Origin of the sequence: Rhodopirellula sp. MGV, from assembly GCF_002251265.1 — a bacterium.
Lineage (GTDB): Bacteria > Planctomycetota > Planctomycetia > Pirellulales > Pirellulaceae > Stieleria > Stieleria baltica_A.
In genome coordinates this window covers 75,919-99,608 of the sequence record NZ_NPDI01000021.1, presented here as the reverse complement: position 1 = coordinate 99,608, position 23,690 = coordinate 75,919, and the positions used below count along the sequence as shown (strand labels likewise).

19 protein-coding genes are annotated in these 23,690 nt (G+C 55.1%); 8 read left to right on the top strand and 11 right to left on the bottom strand.

Annotated features, from left to right (window positions below; genetic code table 11):
* Positions 1 to 10 precede the first annotated feature (10 nt).
* Positions 11 to 1,387 carry a DUF1501 domain-containing protein gene (locus CGZ80_RS07305; protein WP_094412869.1) on the bottom strand — a complete coding sequence of 459 codons (1,377 nt, stop codon included), beginning with the start codon at positions 1,385 to 1,387 and terminating at the stop codon, positions 11 to 13.
* A 141-nt stretch (positions 1,388 to 1,528) separates the two neighbouring features.
* On the opposite strand from CGZ80_RS07305, the gene CGZ80_RS07300 reads away from it, so the two are divergent.
* Both CGZ80_RS07300 and CGZ80_RS07295 read left to right on the top strand, forming a co-directional pair.
* Positions 1,529 to 2,326, top strand: a complete 798-nt coding sequence (locus tag CGZ80_RS07300; protein WP_094412867.1) for a class I SAM-dependent methyltransferase — start codon at positions 1,529 to 1,531, stop codon at positions 2,324 to 2,326.
* A gap of 48 nt (positions 2,327 to 2,374) precedes the next feature.
* A complete protein-coding gene (locus tag CGZ80_RS07295; RefSeq protein ID WP_233148282.1) occupies positions 2,375 to 3,610 on the top strand; it encodes a protein-L-isoaspartate(D-aspartate) O-methyltransferase in 1,236 nt (411 codons plus the stop codon).
* 3 nt (positions 3,611 to 3,613) lie between these two features.
* On the opposite strand, the gene CGZ80_RS07290 is transcribed toward CGZ80_RS07295, so the two are convergent.
* Positions 3,614 to 4,135 carry a hypothetical protein gene (locus CGZ80_RS07290; protein ID WP_094412863.1) on the bottom strand — a complete coding sequence of 174 codons (522 nt, stop codon included), beginning with the start codon at positions 4,133 to 4,135 and terminating at the stop codon, positions 3,614 to 3,616.
* Between the two features lie 196 nt (positions 4,136 to 4,331).
* Here CGZ80_RS07290 and CGZ80_RS07285 point away from each other — a divergent pair, with 196 nt between their 5' ends.
* Entirely contained in the window at positions 4,332 to 5,924 is a 1,593-nt protein-coding gene (locus CGZ80_RS07285) for a 30S ribosomal protein S1 (RefSeq protein ID WP_094412861.1), read from the top strand.
* Positions 5,925 to 6,304: 380 nt separating this feature from the next.
* A complete protein-coding gene (locus CGZ80_RS29105) occupies positions 6,305 to 7,774 on the top strand; it encodes a methyl-accepting chemotaxis protein (protein ID WP_094412859.1) in 1,470 nt (489 codons plus the stop codon).
* A 126-nt stretch (positions 7,775 to 7,900) separates the two neighbouring features.
* Here the strand turns inward: CGZ80_RS29105 and CGZ80_RS07275 are convergent, their stop codons facing one another.
* The 4 genes from CGZ80_RS07275 to CGZ80_RS07260 all read right to left on the bottom strand — a co-directional run bounded on the left by CGZ80_RS07275 (position 7,901) and on the right by CGZ80_RS07260 (position 13,888).
* Positions 7,901 to 9,019, bottom strand: coding sequence for a WD40 repeat domain-containing protein (locus CGZ80_RS07275; RefSeq protein ID WP_094412857.1), 1,119 nt, complete (start codon positions 9,017 to 9,019; stop codon positions 7,901 to 7,903).
* Positions 9,020 to 9,107: 88 nt separating this feature from the next.
* Positions 9,108 to 10,445: a DUF1552 domain-containing protein gene (locus tag CGZ80_RS07270; RefSeq protein ID WP_094412855.1), complete on the bottom strand. Its 1,338-nt coding sequence runs from the start codon at positions 10,443 to 10,445 to the stop codon at positions 9,108 to 9,110.
* Positions 10,442 to 12,910 carry a DUF1592 domain-containing protein gene (locus CGZ80_RS07265; RefSeq protein WP_094412853.1) on the bottom strand — a complete coding sequence of 823 codons (2,469 nt, stop codon included), beginning with the start codon at positions 12,908 to 12,910 and terminating at the stop codon, positions 10,442 to 10,444. Before CGZ80_RS07265 ends, CGZ80_RS07270 begins: the two co-directional genes overlap by 4 nt.
* A gap of 108 nt (positions 12,911 to 13,018) precedes the next feature.
* On the bottom strand, positions 13,019 to 13,888 hold the full coding sequence (locus CGZ80_RS07260; RefSeq protein WP_094412852.1) for a hypothetical protein: 870 nt from the start codon (positions 13,886 to 13,888) through the stop codon (positions 13,019 to 13,021).
* A gap of 375 nt (positions 13,889 to 14,263) precedes the next feature.
* Between CGZ80_RS07260 and CGZ80_RS07255 the strand changes: the two genes are divergently transcribed.
* Complete coding sequence (locus CGZ80_RS07255; RefSeq protein ID WP_094412850.1) at positions 14,264 to 15,220, top strand: exopolyphosphatase; 957 nt, start codon at positions 14,264 to 14,266, stop codon at positions 15,218 to 15,220.
* A gap of 203 nt (positions 15,221 to 15,423) precedes the next feature.
* Here the strand turns inward: CGZ80_RS07255 and CGZ80_RS07250 are convergent, their stop codons facing one another.
* From CGZ80_RS07250 to CGZ80_RS07235, 4 genes are all read right to left on the bottom strand, one after another.
* Positions 15,424 to 16,686, bottom strand: a complete 1,263-nt coding sequence (locus CGZ80_RS07250; protein ID WP_233148281.1) for an SGNH/GDSL hydrolase family protein — start codon at positions 16,684 to 16,686, stop codon at positions 15,424 to 15,426.
* A gap of 152 nt (positions 16,687 to 16,838) precedes the next feature.
* Positions 16,839 to 17,345, bottom strand: a complete 507-nt coding sequence (locus tag CGZ80_RS07245) for a 6-pyruvoyl trahydropterin synthase family protein (RefSeq protein ID WP_094412846.1) — start codon at positions 17,343 to 17,345, stop codon at positions 16,839 to 16,841.
* A 3-nt stretch (positions 17,346 to 17,348) separates the two neighbouring features.
* Positions 17,349 to 18,209: a triphosphoribosyl-dephospho-CoA synthase gene (locus CGZ80_RS07240; RefSeq protein ID WP_094412844.1), complete on the bottom strand. Its 861-nt coding sequence runs from the start codon at positions 18,207 to 18,209 to the stop codon at positions 17,349 to 17,351.
* Positions 18,206 to 19,111, bottom strand: a complete 906-nt coding sequence (locus CGZ80_RS07235; RefSeq protein ID WP_094412842.1) for an alpha/beta fold hydrolase — start codon at positions 19,109 to 19,111, stop codon at positions 18,206 to 18,208. The genes CGZ80_RS07240 and CGZ80_RS07235 overlap by 4 nt, the downstream gene beginning before the upstream one ends.
* A gap of 114 nt (positions 19,112 to 19,225) precedes the next feature.
* Between CGZ80_RS07235 and CGZ80_RS07230 the strand changes: the two genes are divergently transcribed.
* The 3 genes from CGZ80_RS07230 to CGZ80_RS07220 all read left to right on the top strand — a co-directional run bounded on the left by CGZ80_RS07230 (position 19,226) and on the right by CGZ80_RS07220 (position 22,474).
* Complete coding sequence (locus CGZ80_RS07230; protein ID WP_094412840.1) at positions 19,226 to 19,933, top strand: hypothetical protein; 708 nt, start codon at positions 19,226 to 19,228, stop codon at positions 19,931 to 19,933.
* A gap of 65 nt (positions 19,934 to 19,998) precedes the next feature.
* On the top strand, positions 19,999 to 21,099 hold the full coding sequence (locus CGZ80_RS07225; RefSeq protein ID WP_094412838.1) for an AAA family ATPase: 1,101 nt from the start codon (positions 19,999 to 20,001) through the stop codon (positions 21,097 to 21,099).
* A gap of 13 nt (positions 21,100 to 21,112) precedes the next feature.
* Positions 21,113 to 22,474, top strand: coding sequence for a DUF2201 family putative metallopeptidase (locus CGZ80_RS07220; protein ID WP_094412836.1), 1,362 nt, complete (start codon positions 21,113 to 21,115; stop codon positions 22,472 to 22,474).
* Between the two features lie 30 nt (positions 22,475 to 22,504).
* Here the strand turns inward: CGZ80_RS07220 and rarD are convergent, their stop codons facing one another.
* Complete coding sequence (gene rarD, locus CGZ80_RS07215) at positions 22,505 to 23,512, bottom strand: EamA family transporter RarD (protein WP_094412834.1); 1,008 nt, start codon at positions 23,510 to 23,512, stop codon at positions 22,505 to 22,507.
* Positions 23,513 to 23,690: the final 178 nt, after the last annotated feature.

Sequence of the window (23,690 nt, the reverse complement as noted above, 5' to 3'; positions counted from 1 at the left end):
GGGGAGGCGACTAGGCGAACAATTCTTTGACTTCACGGACGCCGAAGTCGACAAGCGGAAACGGCCGACCGCCGGGACCAGGGATCTCGGCGTGCAGGTCCAGCCCCAGCGAATGAAAGACGCTCGCGATAATCTCGCCGGGCTGCGTTGGGCGGTCTGCGGGAACCGCACCGATCGGGTCGCTCGCCCCAATCGCACGTCCGCCTTGAACGCCACCGCCGGCAAAAGTAGTCGAGAAGCATTGTGGCCAGTGGTCACGTCCGCCAGCCGGATTCACTTTGGGAGTTCGCCCGAATTCGGCAAGCGTGCAGACCAGCGTGTCGTCCAGCATGCCACGTTCGTGCAGGTCGCCGATTAATGCCGAGTAACCTTGGTCGTACATCGGCGCGACAATGTTCTTCATGCCGTCGATGGTCGTAAATGGTTTGCTGCCGTGAATGTCCCAGGTGATTTCATCGAACACGGTCAGGAACGTGTTGACGGTGACGAAACGGACGCCGGCTTCGATCAATCGACGCGACAATAAACAACATTGCCCGAAGCGATTCATCCCATAACGTTCCCTCACCGAAGTCGGCTCTTGTGCGAGGTCGAATGCTAGCCGCGCTTGCGGACTGTTCATCAAGCGATACGCGGCTTCAAAGTTCCGATCCAACATCTTGGCTGATTCGGTCGTCTCGAGCTGCTTCATCCGACCTTCGACGGCATCCCGCATTCTGCGACGGCGATCGATACGAACGTCACCAAGCGTGGGTGGCGGCAATAGATCGGGAACTTTGAAATTGGGTTGGCTTGGGTCAGCCATCAATGCAAACGGGTCATACGCTTTGCCCAGAAAACCACCTGCTTGGCCATTGGGAAGATTCCCTCCGCCGCGTCCCATGGTTTCGGGCAAAACGACGTGTGCCGGCAAGTCACTTCGGCGGCCGCGCATGTACTGAACGACCGCTCCGGCGTGGGGATAATTCACACCGCCGGTGAATTGCCGACCGGTTTGCAGCATTTGCCACCCGGCGTCATGGACAGCCGCGGCGGTGTGGTAACAAGACCGAATGATCGAAAACTTGTCAGCGATCTCGGCGTGACGAGGTAAGATTTCGGAGACCTGGAAATCGCCTTTCGTCGAAATTGGCTTGAACGGACCGCGGACTTCCGCCGGCGCGTTCGGCTTCATGTCAAAGGTGTCGAGCTGACTGGGAGCACCAAGATTGAAAATCATGATGCACGAGCGTTTGTCCTTCGTCGAATCGACGACGCCTCGTTCCGAAGCAGCAAGAAACTGTGGCAATCCCAAACCGAATGCGCCCAGCGTTCCGACTTGGATAAAGTCCCGACGGCGGACACCGTTGCATGTTTGGGACGAACCACGGCCAGTCAGATTCAGCATCGTGACAGTTTCCAGTGAAGCGTTAGACAGAAGGTAGGAGAACGAGCCGCGGGGGACGGATTGGGGGAAACCCACGGGTGGCTCGCTGGGGGGCTTTCATTGTATTAGATTTGCTCCGATGATGCGCAACTCCGTAACTTTATGATGAGGCGTCTCGCGTTGGATCCGACCGAATTCAATCGTCAGGCCTGGGACAACATCGCTCGCAGCCGAAATCGTTGGTTTACACCAGCACCTGCCGAACAGATCGCTCGAGCGAGCAGCGGTGACTTCACGCTGCGTCTGACCGCATGTAAAACCATTCCGATGGACTGGATTGGGAACGTCCAAGGCAAGCGAATCCTTGCGTTAGCTGCCGGAGGCGGGCACCAAGGCCCAATTTTGGCGGCCGCTGGCGCGTCGGTGACCGTCGTCGACATCAGCGAAGGCCAATTAGAGATCGACCGCCGCATGGCTGACGAACATCAATTGGATCTGGTCACACTGCAAGCGGATATGGCGGATCTCGCGGGATTGGACGACGCGAGTTTTGACATGGTGATCAACCCATGCTCGGTCAATTTTGCCCCCGACGTCCGTCCCATTTGGCAGGAAGCCGCTCGTGTCCTTTGTGACCACGGGGTGCTGATCGCCGGGGTCATCCAGCCGGTGAACTACCTATTCGATGAAGTCGCTCGAGATGGCCGCAAGTTGAAAGTCCGTTTCACGATCCCCTATAGCGATCTGGACCTGCCGGAAGAGGAGCGAGAACGCACGATCGGCGCAGAACGTCCGATTGACTTTGGCCACAGCCTTGCCGACTTGATTGGCGGACAACTGGACGCCGGTTTTTACCTGACCGCTATAATGGAAGATACGTGGGGCGGTGACGACGTGCTCTCCGAACACATCGCAACGTTCCTGGCAACACGTGCGATCCGCGTGCCGCGACCGGCATGACCGGAACGACACGCGCCGGTCGGCTCCTTTCACACCACAATGTTCGCCATGTTTCGGATTTGCTCGTCGCTGTTGTTCGCCTTCGGCCTGGTCAATTGCAATAGCGCGCGCTCTGCCGATCCCTACCAAGCGGCACGTGACACCCTGGTGGATCGCCGCGTCGCGACCGCCGGAGTCACCGACACGCGAGTCCTGGACGCGATCCGCAACACGCCACGCCATGAGTTTGTACCGCGAAGCCAGCTCGCTCGGGCGTACTACGACATGGCATTGCCGATCGGGCAATCACAAACCATCAGCAGCCCGTTTATTGTGGCGCTGATGACGGAAGCGTTGAATCCCGAACCGTCCGACAAAGTTTTGGAAATCGGCACGGGCAGCGGCTATCAGGCTGCGGTGCTTAGCCCGCTCGTCGAACATGTTTACTCGATCGAGATCGTACGTGAACTTGGGGAACGAGCCGCTGACACGCTTGCACGACTGGATTACGAAAACGTTTCGACGCGTGTTGGCGACGGTTTTCTTGGCTGGCCTGATGCTGCACCTTTCGACAAAATCATTGTAACATGCAGCCCCGAATCAGTGCCACAGCCACTGATCGATCAGATGCGTGAAGGCGGCGTGATGGTGATCCCGGTCGGTGAGCGGTATCAACAAACGCTTTACCGGATGATCAAAAAAGACGGCAAGCTAGAGTGTGAAGCACTCCGGCCGACGCTCTTCGTTCCGATGACTGGAGAAGCCGAGGAAGGCCGCCAGGTCAAACCCGACGCCTCGAACCCGCAAATCATCAACGGTGATTTCGAAGTCGCCTCCGAAGAAGAAAAAGCCGAGGCAGAGGATTACGTCCCCGGTTGGTATTACGGACGCCAATGTCGTTTGATGCCAGGCTATTCCGGCGACCCCGCACCGTCTGGGAATCGATACCTCAGCTTCAAAAACGAAACGCCGGGCCTGAGTGCTCACCTGCTGCAGGGGATTCCAATTGACGGCAAAGAAGTTTCGCAAGTCCGACTGAGCGGCTCGGTCCGCACCGAGGACATCGAGAAAGGTCCCACCAGTGACGGGATGCCAGCCATCGCGATCACGTTTTATGACGAGATCCGAAAAGACCTCGGAACCTTTTGGGTAGGCCCATTCCGGGGGACGCGAGATTGGCGTTCGCACAGTCGGCTGATTCGTGTTCCCGTGCAAGCACGCGAAGCAATCCTGCGAATCGGACTATTTGGTGCGACTGGGCGGATCGACTATGACGATCTGAAGTTTGAAAAGATCGATCGCTGACCGTCAGCTGCAAAGCCACATCATCAAGGCTTGCCACTCGATCCATTGTCCCAGCTCGCACGCTTTCACTTCTGCTGGATCTCCGGCCCCACTGACGGCGTCTTCACAGCGATCGACGAAGTCGTACGGATCGGTGTAAACGCCATCGGATTGGTGTGCGATCTGTTCAAGCACCGGGTGCTGGCCGACTTTGCGGAACCAGTACTTGCTGTTGCCAAAATCGCCTTCGCGCCGGTGCATGATTCCGTGCCAAAAGCTGCCTTCGCGGCTGGGCAGATCTTGGCTAATCGAATGGCTGCGATGAATGTCGCCCGCTACCAGCCACAATCCACTCAAACATTCCATCTGGCGACCTGGAGCGACTCCGATCAAGTGGTCGCCAACACCGCCAGAGAGGAGGGGAAGCATCGGTTTATGAATCGAGCCTTCGCCCAAGCTCGGCATGGGGGCCGATTCGATCGCCGACACCATCTCGATCGACATCGCATCGCGAAGGGAATGGGCAAAATCGGAAAACTCGGGCATCGCGCGAGACTCTTCTGGAGATATTGTCAGATGGGTTTTGCTGCGGCACCGCCTCGGATGATACGCTACCGCGATTCGCCTCGCAGACTACCGAGAATAGCCCTCGCTTGCTAGACTGCTAGGCTACGAGCCAACTTACTGACCTGATGCGAGTATCGCTCGCGGTCCTCATCCACATCAATTTTCATCTCTATTGATGAGCAACGAATCCCAACCCGGTGTCCAACCGACCGAGACATCCGACGCAGCTGACGCTCCCGCCAACGTTTCTGAGCCCGCCGTGACCGCCGATCAGGCGACATCAGAAGTTGCCGCCGAAGCTCCCGCCAACAAGCCGTCCGGCGCCGGTCCCTTGGCCGCGCGTGGATTGGGCATCGCGAAACCCGCATCGCCGTCGGTCTCGACCGAGCAGTTGGAAAAGGCCGAAGCCAAAAGCGATAAGCCATCGAAAAAGAAAAAGGCCCCTCGTCCTCGCTTGCACGGCGAGAAAGAAGGTGAGGCTAAATCGGCAGCGCCGGCCGCTTCGAAGAAGCCATCGCGAGTCGCAGTCCCGTCCGTTCGCGGCGAGCTGAGCGACGATCTGCTTGCTGAATTCGAAGCCGAACTCGGTTCTGCGGACGTCGACGCCATGTTGGGCGGAAACGCCGGGATGCCGGACCGCAGGGAACCACTTGCTGATGGTAGCCGCGTATCGGGGCAAGTCCTAAAAATCCACCAAGACAGCGTCTACCTTTCGTTGGGTGGCCCCGACGAAGGTGTCGTTCCGTTCGAACAGTTCACCGAAGCTGAACCAGAGATCGGATCGTCGATCGAAGTCATGGTTCGTGGATTGAACCGCCAAGACGGGCTGTACATGTGCAGTCTTCCTGGTTCCGCCGTCAACGTCGCTGATTGGAGCGACCTTGAAGAAGGTGCCGTGGTCGAAGCAGTTGTCACCGGACACAACACCGGTGGTCTTGAATGTAAGGTCGGCGGCGTGCGCGCCTTCATGCCGATCAGCCAAATCGCTGACTACCGAATCGAAGACGCCAGCGAGTTTGTCGATCAAAAATTCGTTTGCTTGGTCACCGAAGCCAACGAGCGACGCGGCAATTTGGTGCTCAGCCGTCGAGCCATTCTGGAACGCGAACGCGAGCAAAAACGCACCGAGCAACTTGAAACAATCCAGGTCGGCGACACGCTCGAAGGTGTCGTTCGCACAATCAAAGACTTCGGCGCGTTCGTAGATCTCGGCGCCCTTGAAGGCTTGGTCCACATCAGCAAGCTCAGCTGGGATCGCGTCAAGCATCCAGGTGAAGTTCTAGAAGTAGGGCAAAAGGTTCAAGTTAAAATCGATTCGATCAACAAGGAAAACGGCAAGCTTAGCCTTTCCTATCGCGACTTGCTCGAGAATCCTTGGGACGCGGCCGAAGCGGAATACGCCGTTGGAAGCGTTCACAAGGGAACGATTTCGCGAATCGCATCGTTCGGATGCTTCGTCCGCCTTGGCCCCGGAATCGAAGGCTTGGTGCACGTCAGCGAACTCGCAAACCACCGCGTCTCCAAAGTCGATGCCTTTGTCAGCGAAGGCCAAGAAGTCGACGTGAAGGTGCTGTCGTTCGACCGCGCGTCGCAGAAGATCGGCTTGTCCATGAAAGCTGTCAACGCACCAGCCCAAGACACGAAGCCGAAAGAAGAGGAAATCGAAGAGCCACAACGTGAAGTCGCGATAAAACCGCAGCACGCTGGTCCTCTTAAAGGCGGAAACAACCGCGATACCGGCGGCGAGCAATTCGGCCTTCGCTGGTAATCAATCGCTCTCCTTCATGCCGACGCAGGGCAATGTTTCGTATGCACTGCGTCGGTCGCGACTCCACCAAGCCTTCGGTGGCATCTTCGCCAGCACAACGCGATACCTTCTCAAGCACCGTTCTGGTTGCGCCCGTTCGTTGTGACTGCTCTCTCCCACCTATCGTGTGGGGATTGAAGCATCGTTCTCACCAATTTGGCCGCCCAGCCAAGTCAGCTGGACATCGGAGCGGCCTGAACGCTCTGCTGAGCGTAAATGCCCACGACAATGAGGGAAGACCCGTACGAAAGGTCGTCACCGTCAGTTTGCTGTAAGCCAATTTTTAGGGACGTCAATGCGACGTCGCCTGACAACATATTGCAACGAGATGGATTGGCGGAATGGATCTTCAAAGGCTTACCGTAAAAGCAAAATTAACGGCTTTGGTTGCCGTCTCAGGAGCGGCGTTCCTTTTGTACGGCGCGTGGACGTGGCGAACGCTTGCTGTCGCGAAGGTTCACGGTCCGTATTATCAGCAAATTGAGATGGGCAAGGACTTGATCGCAGACATCATGCCTCCTCCCAATTACATCATCGAATCGTATTTGATGGCGTTGCATATGGCAAACTCGGTCGAGGAAGGCGACGACATAGCCGAGCTGAAAAACAATGCGTCCCGCCTAAAACAACTTGAGACACGCTATTACGACCGACACAACCACTGGCTCAACACGCTGCCTGAAGGCGAGATGAAACACGCGAAAGTGGTAAACAGCTTTGCCCCGGCGGACGAGTTCTATCAAGTTCTCAATCGCGATTTCATCCCTGCCTGTCTTGCCCGAGACCTCAAAAGGGTACAAGAGCTTGAACGTGGTACTCTGCGGAGTCTGTATGAAGAACACCGCGATGCCATCGACCGAGTGGTTGCGATGGCGATCGAAGCAAATAATCTCGCCGAAAAGGATGTCGCCGCAATCGTACAACGTCGCGCCTACATTTCGATCGGGGCATTGATCTTGCTGACCGGAATGATGATTGTCTTTGGATACATCATTTCACGTGACACGGTGAATCCACTGCGGGCCTCCGCGGCAAGGCTGCAAGAGTTGTCCAAGTATGTTCGATCAGAGTTGCTAAAAGACGCAGAAGAAACATCGGCTCAGGCACTGATGGCTAGCAGCGCGGCGAAAGAGGTAAGTATCAATACACAGACTCTTGCGACCGCAGTCGAACAATTTGAACTGAGTATCAAAGAGATCTCACACAACGCATCGAATGCCGTCAGCACTGCGTCAGAAGCCGTGATGGTAACGCGGGAAACCAGTTCACGGATTAGCCAGTTGGGATCCAGCAGTTCCGAAATCGGCGAAGTGATCAAAACGATCAGTGCGATCGCTTCTCAGACGAACTTGTTGGCACTCAACGCAACGATCGAATCGGCGAGGGCGGGTGAGGCAGGCAAAGGTTTTGCGGTTGTCGCCAATGAAGTCAAAGACCTTGCGGCAGACACCACGCGAGCGACCGACGAAATCATCACGAAGATCGAAGCGATTCAGAGTGACACCCGGCTAGCCATCGAAGCGATCGGTCGCGCGAGTACGGTGATCGAACAAATTGCTGAGAGCCAAAACGCAATCGCCGGAGCGGTCGAAGAACAATCAGCAATGACAGGAGAAATCTCGAAGAGCATCGGCGATCTGGCTGCGGGAAGCGGCGAAATCGCATCGAGTGTTTCGGCGGTTTCGTCAGCGGCCATGAACACGACCAGTGGATCAGGCAACGCCGTCAAGACAGCGTCAGATCTCGAAGACATGGCCCTCGAACTGTTAAGACTGGTCGGCGAGGCGACTCGTGAACCGGCCTACAGCTAGGACACAGTCAACTCCCTAACGACAGACGAAAAGCCGGGTGCGAAACGCATCCGGCTTTTTCTGTACTGCACACTCAGTGAAAAACGATCCCCAGCATGCAGAAGTACGCGCGACACTGTCACCGACTTATAAGGCGTAAAAGCCAAGTACACCAAGATCGCTGAGTGCCACCAGTGAGTTTTGAAAAAAGACAATGCCGGCACGCTTGACGACGTGATCGAGCGTGATCGAATTCACGACCCGATTCGTTCTCGCGTCAAAGATCGTTGCACTATTGGTGGAAACGATAGCGATGCGGTCATCCGTTGGGTGACAAGCGATATCGATCTTGCCTTGAGAGAGACGTGGCAAATCTTTGGGTAGCGGTATCTGCTTTTTCGCTTTCAAATCGAAAGCGAGCAACCCCGACTCCGCGTATGGTGACACCGCGTAGAGCACTTTTCCTTGGGGGCAGAAAAGCAATTTGGAAATCATCGGGATGTCGCCTTCGAAGCGAAACATGAGTTTCCCTTTCTTGACGTCGTAAATTGCGATTTCCCCAGCCTTTTCATGGACCGCGGCAAGTTTCCCGCCACGATCGAGAACGGCTTCCAATGTGATTGTGTGCCCACCGTAAAGGTCGGGCGTGACTTCAACAGACAAGAGCTCATTGTCGTCCGCGAGGTTGCGAACCTCAATCTTGTTGCGATGGTAAACGAGTAGCCTTCCGCCGGCGACGCTCAAACAGGATGCCGAAGCTTCCTTTCCAACAGCCAGTGGTTTCTTTATGACAGCGAAATTCGAATCCAATTGATAGATCGAATGATCCGCATTGAAGAAAATCGTCTCGCTAATTGAATCGCAGGCCGCATACAAAACCAGACCATCAACTTTCGCTTTCGTTGATTTGACCACCGCTCCCGAGTTATCAAACACGAATAGTTCGTTTTGACTTTCGGGATAGCGAACACAGAACAGATGATCCTGTGAGGTGGCTAATGGCAACATCCCAGTCCATCCACCGGGAAGTAATCTCAACGCGGTCGCTTCGCCCCCATTCGCATCGGGATTTTGAAGGACAAAGCCGGCCTTCAGTTTCGTCCATTCCTGTTTTTCAAGGTACCCCTTTGCTTCATCGGTTGACTTGAAGGATTTGGACTGTGCGCGCGGCTTTGCGGGGTTACCAGTTTTGGTTTCAACTGTCTTGCCTTTTAGCGTCGCGTGCCAAATCTTTTCAGAATTGGGATCCGCCAAGAATCGATCCATACGCTTTCTCGGAATAGATAATGAGAGTTGGAAGGAGGAGTGTTCGCCACCGCAAAACAAGTCATACGGCGGCGGACAGCTGCAAAGATTAGAGCAGGTCCAGCGCTCCATCGCCACAGAACTCTGTTGACCCGAAAGCGTCCAGTGCTCGATGCCCTAAGCCATGAGCAACAGACATCCAAAGACGATTGTGTGGGACGCCGCCGAAATCAATCGCACGACCAGTACGGAACCCGGCGCCGCCGCCAACTAAAAGGAATGGGATGTTGTTTAACGTGTGTGAATTGCCTTCGCCCAGTTCGTTCAACCAGACGATCACTGTATTGTCGAGCAACGTTTCGCCGTCCCGTCCAGGTTCGGGGATTTCTGACAATCGCTTTGCAAGATAGGCGAGTTCACCGGCAAACCACGCATTGATTTTGCGAAGTTTATCGTGAGCTTGTTGATTGTTTCGCGGCTCATGTGACAGCGAATGGTGGCCTTCTTCGATCTCCAGCCAACGCATTCTCGCTTGCCCAACGGATCGCATGAACTGCAACGTTGCCACGCGAGTCATGTTGTTGGCAAGCGCATTGACGATCAAGTCAATCTGCATCCGACTGATCGCTGGAGTGTTGTCGTTGGTGAGCTCGATGTTGGGATCGATTTCCGGTTCAGGGTGTTGTAACTGCGAATCGCTCGCCGACGCGGCAATTTCCTGCTCCAACTGGCGAACAGATTGCAAATGGCGATCCAGCAACTGCCGATCGGCGGAACTCAATCGCCGACTAACCTTTTCCAAATCCAGTTTGACCTCATCGATCACACTCGCAACCAACTTGCGATCTTGCTTCCCGCCATACATTTTCTGGAACATCTGCTCGGGATCATCGATCGGGGCCATCGGGCGATCACTTCCGGCATAGCTCATACGAGTCCAAGGGTCGGCCCGGTCCGGGACCGCAACGCCGAATTCCAAAGATCCAAATCGAGTCTTGGTTGACTCATTCGCTTGGAAATGATTTCTGACTTCCTGATCGATTGAGATTCCGCTTGCCCATCCGGCCGGCGTGTGGCCTCCGCCCTGGATATTTCCGGGGTTGAGCTGGCGAGCGGTTAGCAAGCACGACATGCCGCGCATATGGTTGTCGCCATCGCCGCCAACTTGATTGTTGATCCCCTTCAATATCAGCGTCTGATCCCGAAACGGTTCGAGCGCCGAAAGCATCGGTTTGAGTACCAGACCTTTGTCTTCACCAAAGGAATCCGGCCAAAACTCATCGGGCAACGTTCCGTTGGGCGAAAACATCACGATCAACCGCTTCGGCGAATCAACAGCAGCCTCGCCCGCAGCCAAACTGTTCAGACTCGATAAAAACGGTAACGACGCTGCGCTCACACCTAGCTCGCGCAGGAACCTTCGTCGGCCATTGTTCATAGAACTCATCGCGATTCCTCGGTTGAATTGGGTTGGGGAGCTCGGGTTACGGCCAGTACGGCGATTTCGGTACACAGATTTTGGATGTTGAAGTCATCGTTCGCGAACGACTCACGAAGACGCTCCAGGGTTTCATCACCCGCTTGATGGGCACTGCGTTGTAGCATGTGCTCATAGAGATGGGTGATGAATGCGAGATGAGCAGAGGGGCTACGGACTGCAAATTTGGCGACGTCTCGGGCATTCGATAACTCGATCACATCACCCGTTACCGTCGTATAGAGCGATTGCGTATCGACCGGTTTCTGGTTTTCCAGTTCCCGCCAGCGACCGACCGCGTCAAAACTTTCCAGCGTGAACCCCAAAGGGTTAATCACACTGTGACAGGCCATGCATGCGTTGTCTCGCGTTAATAGAGTGACCTTCTCTCGCATCGTCAGATCGGAAGGGAATTCGTCGTCTTTGAACGCGATCGCATTGGGTGGCGGGCTGAGGGCGCGACCGACGACGTTTCGTGTCAAGAATACACCGCGATGAATTGGCGATGTGTTGTCATGATACGCAAACGCGCTCAACAAATAGGGGTGGGTTATAATCCCAGACCGTTGCCGCTCGTCGAAGCGGACCGTGCGAAAGACGGCGTCAAACGCCTGGTCAGAATCTGTTTTCGTTTCAGTTGCACCACTCGGAGCCTTCTCGAGCGGATCCGGTCGATAGAGTTCCGCAAGCTTTTGATTCAGCTTCATCTCTGACGCCAATAAAAGTTGCCGATAGTCAGACTCGCGACTCCAAACGACGTCGTCGATAAAGATCTCTAACGATTCCCGAAGGCCAGCAACAACTTGCTCGTCGAATTCGGGAAATAACGCGGCGTCTTTGGACAGATCACGGTCTTCAATCTCCAACCATGTTCCAAAAAAACGCCGCATTTTTGTTTTTGCACGAGGATCTCGCAACATTCGACGGGCAGACGCTTTCACTTCGTCAGCTGTGTCGAGCTGGCCGTTCTTTGCTGCGGAAATCAACTGGTCATCAGGAAAGCTGTCCCATAGAGCGAGTGACAGTCTGGTTGCAACAATCTCAGGCGACGGTGATTGGGAAGCGGACGCGAATTCCGGATACAAAAAATAGGGAGACATCAGCGCAGAGACGATCGCCTTGCGAAGGCCCGTTTCAAGGTCACTCGGATCCGATCGCACGAATCGGTTGATCCGCTCGCGTTCGACTTCGTCCAATTCGCGGCGGAAAGCTGACTGGGTAAACCGCTCGGCAAATCGCACAATCGCTTCGGTTCGGTCTTCCTTCTCATCGAGCGATGCTAACAACGGCAAACGTGCGGCGACTTCTGATGCGGTTTGGATTGCTCCTTTCATCACCGAAGCTTGCCACTGCTCCGATACAGAACTTCCACGTTCGAACCCCAGGCTACGATCATCTGGCGGGAAAGGAACATCGCAGGCAAATGTTCGTGGCGAGTCATCCGTGGTCAGATGTTTAAAATCCAAAACTGACCAAGTGCCATGCGGAGGTTTCCATTCCAATTTGACGCTTGCAGACGGCTCCAAATATTTGAAAAACTCGAGCCTGATTGGATAGTCACGGCCGCCGAGTAAGAACATGGAACCCGCCTTTTGGCGTTTCTTTCCCGATCCAACCCAATCGTCGATCAATGCTTCGTTGTCGCCGGACGAACGATCATCACGAAGCGATCCGGTATTCGGCCGCGGGTCAAAGTTGAGATAAAGTCGTGCTCCATTTTCAGTTGTCAGACGAAACTGATAGTCACCCGTATGATCCGCTCGTAAACTGCCCTGCCAAACGATTGCGAATTGGTCACCATCGATACTTGGAACTGGACCGTGCTGACCAAAGTCAAACGCCATGTACGTGTCACTACGATAGTGACCAAGACGTTGTGCCTTGTTCATTCCTTCCGACTGAAAGTACTCGCCACGCAATCCCGCAATCGCTTGTCCGCCACGGCGCATCCGCCCGGCGTTTTGCGCACGATTCGATGGACTGCCTTCGACAGCCGGCGTGAAGCGACCAATCAAATCGGCCAACACATTTCGATACTGAGCGACCGTCAGACGTGTCAGCTGTGAAGTCTGATTCGTCTTGCTGCTGGAAGCAAACTGTTCGCGAATGTAGCGAGCCAGCACTACAGCATCTTCTCCGACGCAGGACTCAGGATCTTCTTCCGGCATCGTTTCCGAGATGACTTGAGTCATTTGCTCAAGCGATTGGTCATAATCGAAAGGCATCGCGTAGCCATCATTAACACCCTGTCCCTGCTCGCCGTGGCAGCGTTCGCATTGATCGCGATAGAGTTTCGCGGCGCGCGAAAGATCGGCTTCGGTCTCGACCTGCGGCGGATTCGCAACGAGGTGAGTTGAACAGAGAGCTACTGCAGCGATTACCGTCGTGCAGCGAATCACACGGTGAATGATGCGGAAGACGAAGCTTCTTGACATTGATCGTCGGTAGGTTGGAAGGCGGGCGGGACCTTCATCTTACCGAATCTAGAAGCGTCAAACTGCCAATGTTCAACGGACCTAAAATAAACTTCCCAAACCAGTCGTCTATTCGATATCAGTCATGACACCGCCGGGATGATCGCTCAGCCCATCAAGTAGCTCCGGTTCGACAATATTTTTGACCCCTTCGGCCTTGAATCCACTGACAATCGTGTGGCTGAGAAGCTCTTTTTTATTGTTCGAGGAAATTACTTTTGCGCCTTTGTAGACATTCTGAGCGGCGCTATGTGTCAGGTTCGTATCGGCGTTCAGGACGAACGGTTTTCCAAAGGTGAATTCGGCAAACATTGCATTGCCAGTACGTGCCATCATCCCGCTGGTACCTTTACCGCCCGATCCGCCGCCTTGTGGGGCATGAAAGTTGTACATCTGGATATTGTTAACGATAACGCCTTCAGGACGCCGTTCGCCGGCAAGGTTCAACGCGGCGACATCCATTGGCGTCTCACGTTGGCGACGCGGATACCGTGATTCGGGTTGCTCCTCGGGTTCGTTGCCCTCGTCATCCTCCATCACTGTCTGCTTAAAGAAATTCTTCGCAACGCCGGGATGATTGATGTAGTCCGGCATTCCGACGTGCTGAAACGTCGTTTTCGTTTTGTCAGTAATCACATAAGCGTACGCTTGCTCGCGCCCAGTTGCTGGCTGGATCACCTTAGGACCGCTTCGCAGATTGAAAGTCCGGAGCTTCTGATTCGCGTTTTCAGGCTTAATCACGATCTCCCCATTCGGAAACTCATCCCGGAGGATTGCCATAAACAACTTGGAGTTCTTACTGGCTTCTTGGATGAAGCCCACATCGACCTTGTTCTTCTTGAGAAAACGGACGAGTCGTCGCAGCTTGAGCTTGTCCGAAGTGCCATGTGCGTTGAAAGAAAAGACACGTGTTCGGTGTTTACTCGGTTTATTTGGCACAGCGTTCTGATTGGGAAGATGTAAAGAATCGGTTCATCCAGGACGTCGGTTTGATGCCCTCTGTTTTCCCGCATCCAGGCAGATAGGTGCTATAGAATTCCAGATTTATCAGGAATTCATCTCGTTTTTAAAAACGCTCAGTGACAACGATTGCCACCGCTGGCGGCTCTAGATCGGACGCTTGATCCCAGATCGCTGAGGGGCTGCCCTCAGGAGGCGTACAGTTGTGACGTAATTTTGCTCCCCCGATCGATTGCCAGCCAGCCCGCTAATTTTGCGTCCTAGGTTTCCACAACGCTGCGACGCGGTCCAACCTGTCGACGCAGCCGAACGTCGACATCAAAACCGAACCACTAAGCTGCCTCGTGTGGACCCATGACCGATACAAACCAACAATACCGATTGCTAACTCGAAGCGACTTCGACGGACTCGTCTGTGCGCTGCTACTGAAAGAACTCGGAATCTTGGGTGAAATCAAATTCGTTCACCCCAAAGACATGCAAGACGGTCTGGTCGAAGTGACAGAGAACGACATCCTGACGAATCTGCCTTATGTCGACGGATGTTATCTGTGCTTCGACCACCATTCCAGCGAAGAGATTCGCAACGAAGGCGAGCATCGCGACAACTACGTTCTATCAACCCAAGCGGATTCCGCGGCACGGGTTGTTTACGATCACTACGGTGGACGCGAACGCTTCCCCGCAATCAGCGAAGAAATGATGACGGCGGTCGATAAAGCTGACGCGGCGAAGTTCACTGCTGACGAGATCAAGAACCCACAAGGATGGCCACTGCTGTCATTCTTGATGGACGCTCGAACCGGTTTGGGACGCTTCCACGAATTCCGCGTCTCGAACTACCAGTTGATGATGGACTTGATCGACTGCTGCCGCGACCTGGACATCGAAGACATTCTCTTGCTACCTGACGTCCGTGAACGCGTCGAACTTTATCGAGAGCACCAACAACGGGCTGTCGATCAAATCCGACGCTGTGCTTCAGTTCACGAGAACTTAGTCGTGTTGGACTTGCGCGAGGAGGAAACGATCTTCGCAACGAATCGATTCACGGTTTATGCACTTTTCCCCGCATGTAACATTTCGATCCATGTGCTTTGGGGAAAGCAACAGCAGAACACCGTCTTTACGATCGGCAAGTCGATCATTGACCGGTCCTGCCAAACGGATGTCGGCGAGTTGTGTCTGCAGTACGGCGGTGGCGGACATGAGGCCGCAGGTACCTGCCAAGTCAGCCACGAAGACGCGCCGCGTGTGTTGAATGAACTGATCACACGCATCAACAGTGATCAGGGCGCGCTGACTGTCTGATCCAAACAATCAAACGTCATCCTCTCAGGGGCTTCGCGTCAGCCGGAGTCCCTGTGTATCGGAGTCGCTAAGTATCGATCAACTAGCGACCCCGTTAATCGACAAACTTGTTCTCTCCCAATGTCGCCTACGCTTGGCAAAACCAGCGGTAGAGAACGATACTTTCGCGGCGGAAAGGGCGACAATCGAAAGTTAACCGGACGCTAGCGGATTTGAATCACGTGGCGAACAGGACGAACCGCGTCTCGGACCGCTTGGGCCAGTGGAGCGTGTTCCTTTTCAGAGTCCGCAACGGCTTGCTCCATGTTGTCACGTGCGGCACGCCCATGGAAAATCTGCTTGATCTGCTTCGTTTCGTAAGCCTGCTTTTCTGCAACCGCGTCATCGACTCGTGCAAACGCACCACAGAACGGGTTGCTGGTGAACTCGGCTGCAAGGTTGATACCCTCGCGTAGCTGGCTGGCGGAGAACGTCTTCGACGCACCGCCCCAGGTAATCGTGGCCAGACCGCTGACTCCGGTCACTTTTAATGTCAATCGATTCAGCTTTTCATCGAACGGAATGAATGTCATTCCCGATCGGACGGAGTTATCTCGATCGATCGGTCCGGGAGCGCAGAAACAGTATCGTGTGCTGGTTAAAGCAACTTCACCGTTGTCAAATCCGTCGACGTTGTGACCATCAGTCGCTGTTGCGGTCTTGTTTTGCAAGTCGACGGAAATTGTCCCGAGATCACCATCCAATCCAAGTGATTCAAGGAACGCATAAGCCATGATCGCGTGTCCGGCCCAGTCAGGGTGAATGCCATCGCGGCCGACCATTTCGTAGGGCTTCGAGCCGTCGCCGGGGTAGAGCCCCGGTGCGGCAACGCGTGCTTTATACATCGGCCAAAAGATGTCTGCAAAAGCGACACCTTCGTTCTCGGCGACTTGCATCGCGATGTCACGCAGCGCACACAGGTGTTGGTTATGCTCTTCCAGCGTTCCGACGCGTGAACCGACCCAAGTGGCAAGCTTGCCACTGCACCCGGGCGAACCGACGACGACTTTCGAACCGGCATTCTTTAAACGGCGAACGATTGCGGTGTAGTGATCTTCGTACCATTTGCCGTTAGTTACATCAAATGGGCGATAACGAGCATCGTTCATACCGTAACAAAGCGTGGCAACTGTCGGATCAAATCGCAGGCAATCGTTTTCCATACGACGCAAGAAGCCGTCAGTCTTTTCGCCACTCCAGCCATACTGGCGAACAGAGATCTCGAGTTCTGGCATGCACGCGGTCAAATAGGTTTCGATCAGCCGCGAGTACATTCGCTGTTCGGTAATCGAATCACCGATGATGGCAAGCCGATCGCCTTTTTTCAGCATCATCGCGCCGGCTGCCGGAGCCTTGCGTGGATTCAGTTTCTGAAACGCTTCGCCTTCCGGTTTCGGTTCGTATTCGTAGGGCCCCAATTGAGGCATCGGTAGTTGGTCTTGAGCGAGAGCATGAGAGCTGACGCAAAGCACAAGCGAAGCCGAATAGAGAGAAGAGAGCAGTAGCGAGCGCATCGGGTGAGTTCAGATTCGGGGAGGGGGTGGAAAAGGCAGCTGCCAAGTCGTGGGCCCCTATCGTATCACCAGGGCAGCCGACAGACGCCCCATTGCCCATGATTTTCGTCCACGGCTACTTCGATCCAGGTCAACGCGTCGCCGAACTGGGCTCGTGTTTTTTCGCGGACCCGCTCGGCGATCACACGGGCCATCTCTTCGGCCGTGGTGTTAATCACCGGCAAAAGCACGCAATCTTCGTTGGGAAATACCCAACGACGGTCGCGAAACGTGGCGGTCGTTTCCTTGTCATCGCTGGTGACTTTGATTTCCGCGTGATCGGTCGGCAAAACGACGTGGTGGTCTAGCGCCATTGTCTGTTCCAATACCGCATCACGCAGTGCGATAAAGTCGACGACATAACGATTTTCGTCCAGCGGCCCTTCAACACTGGCCCGCACACCATAGTTATGGCCGTGCAATCGCTCGCAGATATCACCGGCAAAGGTGATGAAGTGGGCTGCCGAAAAGACGAATTGTTCTTTTGTGACGTCGACGCGAAATGTCGGCGTCCCTTGGCCTTGATGGGACATGATTCAGTTCGAAACGTTGGTGCGGAGGAGTACGTAAAGCCCGGCGGCGATCAGATCGGCAGTCGTTCCGGGGTTGATTGGTCGAGCTTGGTCGGTTCGTAAGTAGTTATCGAACGCCGCTCGCGCGGCTGGATTTTGATGATCAAAGTCCGCACGGGCTTGTACCGTCGCGGCAATCTTTGGCCCGAATTTTCGTTCGATCAAGCTATCGGTTCGAGTCGCCAGCAGACGCAAGTGCGCGACGGCGATTCCGGTTATCAAGTCTTGCTGTTCGGCAATCGCTTGGTCAATCGTCGGAACGACTTCGTGCAATAGATCAGTGAACCCATCACTGTAGTTTTCGGCAATCCGATCACGCTCACGCGCCGAACGCATCGCAAGCTGAAAAGTTGGTGGGGCGGCGGCACCAAGGTCCATGTCGTCGACCTTGCCCATTCCACCAGGATGCGCCGCGTTGATTGCCGCGTACAAATTCCGCGAGTCATCCGCATCCAAGCTGTCGATCAGATTGCAAATTGCTCTCGAAAGCTCCGCTAAATCTGGAAGGCCTTCAAACGCACGGTCAACTTGCACGAGCGGCCCGATCAGCAGCAGGATTCCCAAGTTGACGTTGGTACCAACTTCCTTCGCCACCCGCGTGACGGCTTCAAGAACTGGCAGGCTAAATCGGTCAAAAGGCCCCGCGAATGCAGTCGCCGAGATCTCGGCAGCCTGAACGAATTGCTCGAAGCAGAGATCGTTGAACGAGTGACCGGGAAAAACGTTTCCTGCCTTGGGGGCGGTCGCCTCCAACAGACAAGCCCAGCGCACGCCCGCTTCCGGCGTGTCACACAGATGTCGATAGGGGTCCAGGATCCGGTTCACGACGCCGAATTGCGAGTTTGGTCGCTCAGGAAAGTCTCGATCGCGTCCAAAACCTCCAGCGGCGCATCTTCGATCACATAGTGCCCGGCATCGGCAATCTCGACGCTTCGTGCGTTCGGCCAAGCTTTTTCAAATCGACGCAAGCATTCCGGACGGAAACACCAGTCTTTCATTCCCCAGACCAATAGCGACGGCAGATGCGCCAGCGATGGCAGCGCGTTTTCCAAATCCAGCAATGTCTGGTACGTCGGATCCGATGGCTTCATCGGGATATCACGAACGAACGCGTCGATCGCGACACGGTTTTTCCAACTGTCGTATGGCTTCAGCAAACCGGCAGTGACTTCGGGGGACAAATGATTGCGATCCATTGCCATCGTGATCGCGGCACGGGCGAACAAGTTCAGCCCACGAACGCCAAGCGTCCCCAGCACTGGAATCCGACAAGCCGCGATTCGCCACGGCACGTAAGGCGGCGGAAACGCACCGGTGTTGAGCAACGTGATCGCGGAGAATCGCTCGCGGCATTTCAGCAGGGCTCCCAAACCGATCGCACCACCCCAGTCGTGCGCGAGCAGCATGACATTTTTCAGGTCCAGGTGTTCGATCAGGTCAGCCAAATTCTGCTGGTGATCAGCCAACTGATACGAGAACGCACCGCGCGGCGGCTTATCACTTTCACCGCATCCGATGTGGTCGACCGCCACGACACGATACCGACCGGCAAATCGGTGGAAAACGTTGCGGTAGTAGTAGCTCCACGTCGGGTTTCCGTGCACGCACAAGATCGTACGCCCGCCGGATCCGGGGGATTGGGAACCCTGATCGCGGTAGGCCAGCGAGTGGTTTCCGACGGTGAATCGCGAAACGGGAACGTCAAATTGGTGAGTCAACTGTTGCATGGGGCGTAGTGTTGCCGGTTTCTCGCTGATCGGGAAGTCGACAAGGCCACGGCATTCCGTACATTACAGGCTTTCACGAACCAAAAACGCTGAAATCAACACGCCGGCGAAGCCTTGAAGCTCCTCTCTGCCAGTATCCGAAAGCTGTTTCGCGAAGATTTTTCTGGCGAAGCCCCGATCCTGGTCGATCGTTCGAAGTTACACCAAGAGGCGAAGCGCTGGCAGGAGTTGATCGCGAAAATCGATGGCTGCAAACTGACCAAACACCCCGGCGATCGGGACACACGGTCCCACACGCTCTGTCGGTTTGGGATTCCGGAACCAGATTCCGATGCCACGTACTATCGCAACGACGAGCTTCGCTTGGAATACGACGACGAGCGGCGTCTGACACTGAAGTCGTACGACTATCCGAACCCGCCGCACACCGCCGTGGTCAGCGACCTTGACGAAATCAAAACGTTCGTCCGCCATGTGCTGGAGCGGTACGCCAAAAAGGCGGCTGCGGCGAAGAAACGCGAAAAGGTCCGGCTGTTCAAATCGAAAGCGATCATTGCCCAGGTGCGGAAACTGGCCAAGGAAGAACAATTCGACTTTGCGACGACCAATGACACTGTCAAACTGAAACTGTACGTGAAGCTCGCCCCGCACGAGATGATCGAAATCCACGTGCCGTTCAAGCAATTTGAAAAGGTTCTGCCAAAGCTTCGGTCGACGATCCTGAACCTACGCGAACTCTATTCGGAAGGCTTGCGTTTCAAGATGCAGCCGACGACTCGGTTTCCCTGGAATCTCTCCTGGGTCGAACACCACACTCTGTAGAAACAAACGCTGGACGCAGCCGAAAATCGCAGTGCCAGCCAGCCTGATTGACGAAGGAATCCACATTGGCCGTACGAGTCGACGCGAACGAATTGTTGGAGTTGCTGGAACTGACACCAGCAAGTCAGAACGTGATGCTGGTCGGGCGCCACGGGATCGGTAAAAGCCAAATCATTACCGAGTACTACGCCAAACGTGGTATGCAGGTGATCTCGTTCTTTCTAGGGCAAATGAGCGACCCCGGTGACTTGATCGGGTTGTTGCACAAAGACGAAGCGACTGGACGAAGCGAATTCCTGCCGCCGTATTGGTGGCCCGAAGACGACCAGCCGATCACGCTGTTCCTTGACGAATTGAACCGCGCTCGCCCAGAGATTCTGCAAGCGGTGATGGAGCTGGCGCTCAACAAAACACTCGCCGGCAAACGCTTGCCCGAAGGCAGTGTGATTGTGTCGGCGGTCAACGATGGTGACGAATACCAACTCACCGACTTGGATCCCGCACTGATCTCGCGGTTCAACCTCTACGAATTTGCGCCAACAGTTGAAGACTGGCTGCTGTGGGCAGAACGCACCGGCGTCGATCACCGCATCACGCACTTCATCCAGCAGCAACCGCATTTCCTCGATTCTGTCCTAGCGGGTTCCGGGGCTTCCAATTCGCCTCCGGAAAGCGATACGGGGTTAAACAAGACGCCCGACCGCCGTGCATGGAATCGCGTCAGTGACTTCATCCGTCCGATCGATCAGTTGCAAGACAAACACATCAAATTGGTCGCCGGAATCGTCGGTTCGGCGGCCGCGTCTGCGTTCCGCCGCAGTTTGGCAACCCAGCTAGCTGTCAGCCCACCGGACGTTCTGTTTGACCTTTCCAAGCACCGCAAAACACTCAACAAGATGACGCTGGCGGAATTGCTGACGTTAAACGAACAGATTCTGATCTGGCTTGCTGGTGAAAAGTGCCCGACGGACAAAGAAGATGATGCGCGGAAGGGATTGCTCGGTTACCTCAAGCTACTTCGTCGACGAAAGCTTGACGAAGCTGTCGCGCACTGGGTCGCGACACTGGAGAAACCGAAGTTTGAATCCGTGATGGGCTTTGTGTCCGAGTCGCTGGAGTTGACAGAATTGCTGACCAGCTACATGGAAGGCATCCGCGTCGAGTAGGCACGTAGACTCCATGGCCGCAAAAAAGTCCAGTCGCTTTAACCAACTCTCGCCACGTGAGCGGATCACGCAGGTCGCTGAAACTTGGTTTCTGACCGAGCCGCTGCTGTTTGCCGCATGGACAATGCACGACGTCGTCGCGCAGCCGGCAATCGAAACGATCCGTGTGGCACGAGGCCGCGTGGAGTTCAACCCGACGTTCATCGCTTCACTCCGGCGTGATCAACTTCGCGACGTGCTGTCGTTCGAAGCGATGCGAATCCTGCTCGGCCATCCCTACGACCGACGCAAGCCAGAAGCCGAGTTGTCGTACATGGCAAGCAACCTGACCGTGCAAGAATGCTTGCGGACTGGTTTGCCAGTTCCGCGTGCTCGCGAGGTTTTCTCTGACGACGCGTTTGATGACCAGTATTTTGAATTTTACTACCGCGAGTTGTCTGAGCGATCTCAACAGGATCCTCCCGAAGATCCCGGTAAATCTGCATCTGACGCCCGCGACGAACCGAACGCGAATGAATCGCAAAACGATGCGTCAAACGAAGAGGATGGTGGTGCTGACGATGAAAGTTCAGCCGTCGACGAATCACTAGCCGAGTCTTCTGACGAAACGGACGATGCACCCGATTCATCCGCCCCAACGCCGGCACCGGCCCCCTCGAGCTTGGATGCGTATGCCGATCCGCAAGCAGTTGGTGTCGAAAACACACTGGAGTGGGACAGTGACGAACTGCTCCAAGATGAAATCCACACGGCAGTCCGCGAAGCAGCCGAACACAACGGCTGGGGGTCAATTGCGGGATCGGCAAAAGAGCAGCTTCTTGCGACGCTGAATCCAAAGCTGAACTATCGCGCTGTGCTACGTCAGTTCCGTCAAAGTGTGTTGGCCGTACAACGAAGACTGACACGGATGAAGCCAAGCCGGCGATACGGTTTCGCACAGATGGGAAGTCGCTACGACTTTACGACAAAGCTGTTGTTCGCCGTTGACGTTTCAGGCTCCATGAACCACAGCGATTTGCAAGCCGGATTCTCGGTCGTTAGCAATTTCTTTCGCTACGGTGTCGAATCGGTCGACGTGATTTGGTTTGACGTCCAGATCCAATCCGAAGTCATGACGCTGAAACGAGCCAAACGCGACTTCGTCGTTACAGGTCGCGGCGGGACCGAGTTTCAACCCGTCATCGATTTTATCGACGAACATCGCCAGTACGACGGGCTGATCATCTTTACTGATGGCTATGCGGCAGTGCCACGACTGCCACAGAATCGACGCACACGGATCCTGTGGCTTTTCAAAGACGAATCGACCTTCAATCAGATGGATCCACAGCTTGCCAAACTTGGCAAAGCCGCGTTTCTTCGAAGCAACCGCTAGCGGCCCGTTAGCGTTCGCAACAGGGTGCTGTTAGCCTTCGCAACATGGGGCGGGCGTGCGAGGATTGAACGCCACCGTTGTCGTTGACTCGTTGCCGGACATAGCGCGCTCGGCTTCCTCGATCGCAGCGTCCGCGTCATCCGCATTGGCGGTTTGTGGATTGCGAACAAATAGAAAGATCGCGACGCCAACCCATACGAACGCAAATCCGATCATCCGTTGAACGCTGACAGTTTCGCCGAAGTACGCGACACCACAGATAAATTGCAACGTTGGGCCGACGTATTGCAACACGCCGATCACCGACAGTGGAACTCGCTGAGTCGCTGCCGAAAAGAGCGCGAGCGGAATCAACGTGAACATGCCGCCAAGCATCAACAGCGCGTCTACTTTCCAGTTGTGAACCGAAAATGCCGCTTCGCCCGTCGACTGCAACCATCCTAAGTAGATGATCGTCGGGATGATCAGTACCGCGGTTTCGATCAGCAAGCCATACATCACGTCCAGCTGAGCCTTCTTTTTCAGCAGCGCGTAACCGGCGAACGAAGACGCCATGAACAAAGAAACCCAGGGAAATTCTCCCGTTCCGATCGCCATCACGGCCACGCCGACGGTTGCAAACCCGATCGCTACCCACCGCGAGGCCCGGAGGGTCTCCCCTAGCACTAGGACGCCCAACAGAACATTGAACAGCGGGTTGATGTAATAGCCGAGCGACGATAGCAGCACGCGATCGTGGGTGACCGCCCACAGAAATGCCAACCAGTTGATTGCGATCAAGATTGCCGAGCCTGCGTAGAGTGCCAACGTTTTCCGATTGAAAACCGTCTTGAGCAGCTTTTTCCGCAGGTCCTGATGAAGCGTGTAAAAGCGGGCGGCGGCGATCAGCAGCGAGAACGCGAACGCCCAGGCGATTCGATGACACACCAGTTCCAACGCGGGGGTCCCCCGCAGGAAGCTCCAAAAGATCGGGAACACGCCCCAAATGGTGTTGGCGATGATCGCGAAGGCGAAGCCAAGCTGGGTGGAATTAAACATGCAATCTCCCCATCGGATGGGGGCAATCGTGGTCAAGGGAAAGGGAAACTTGCTTACAATAGCCTGGATACAATGGGATGATTAAACGTCGTTTAACTACGCCAGCCGTTTGGCAGACACATCAAAGTTTTGCCGACGTGATCTCTCCCAACGTCCCACCCCGCTTCAAACGTCGTTG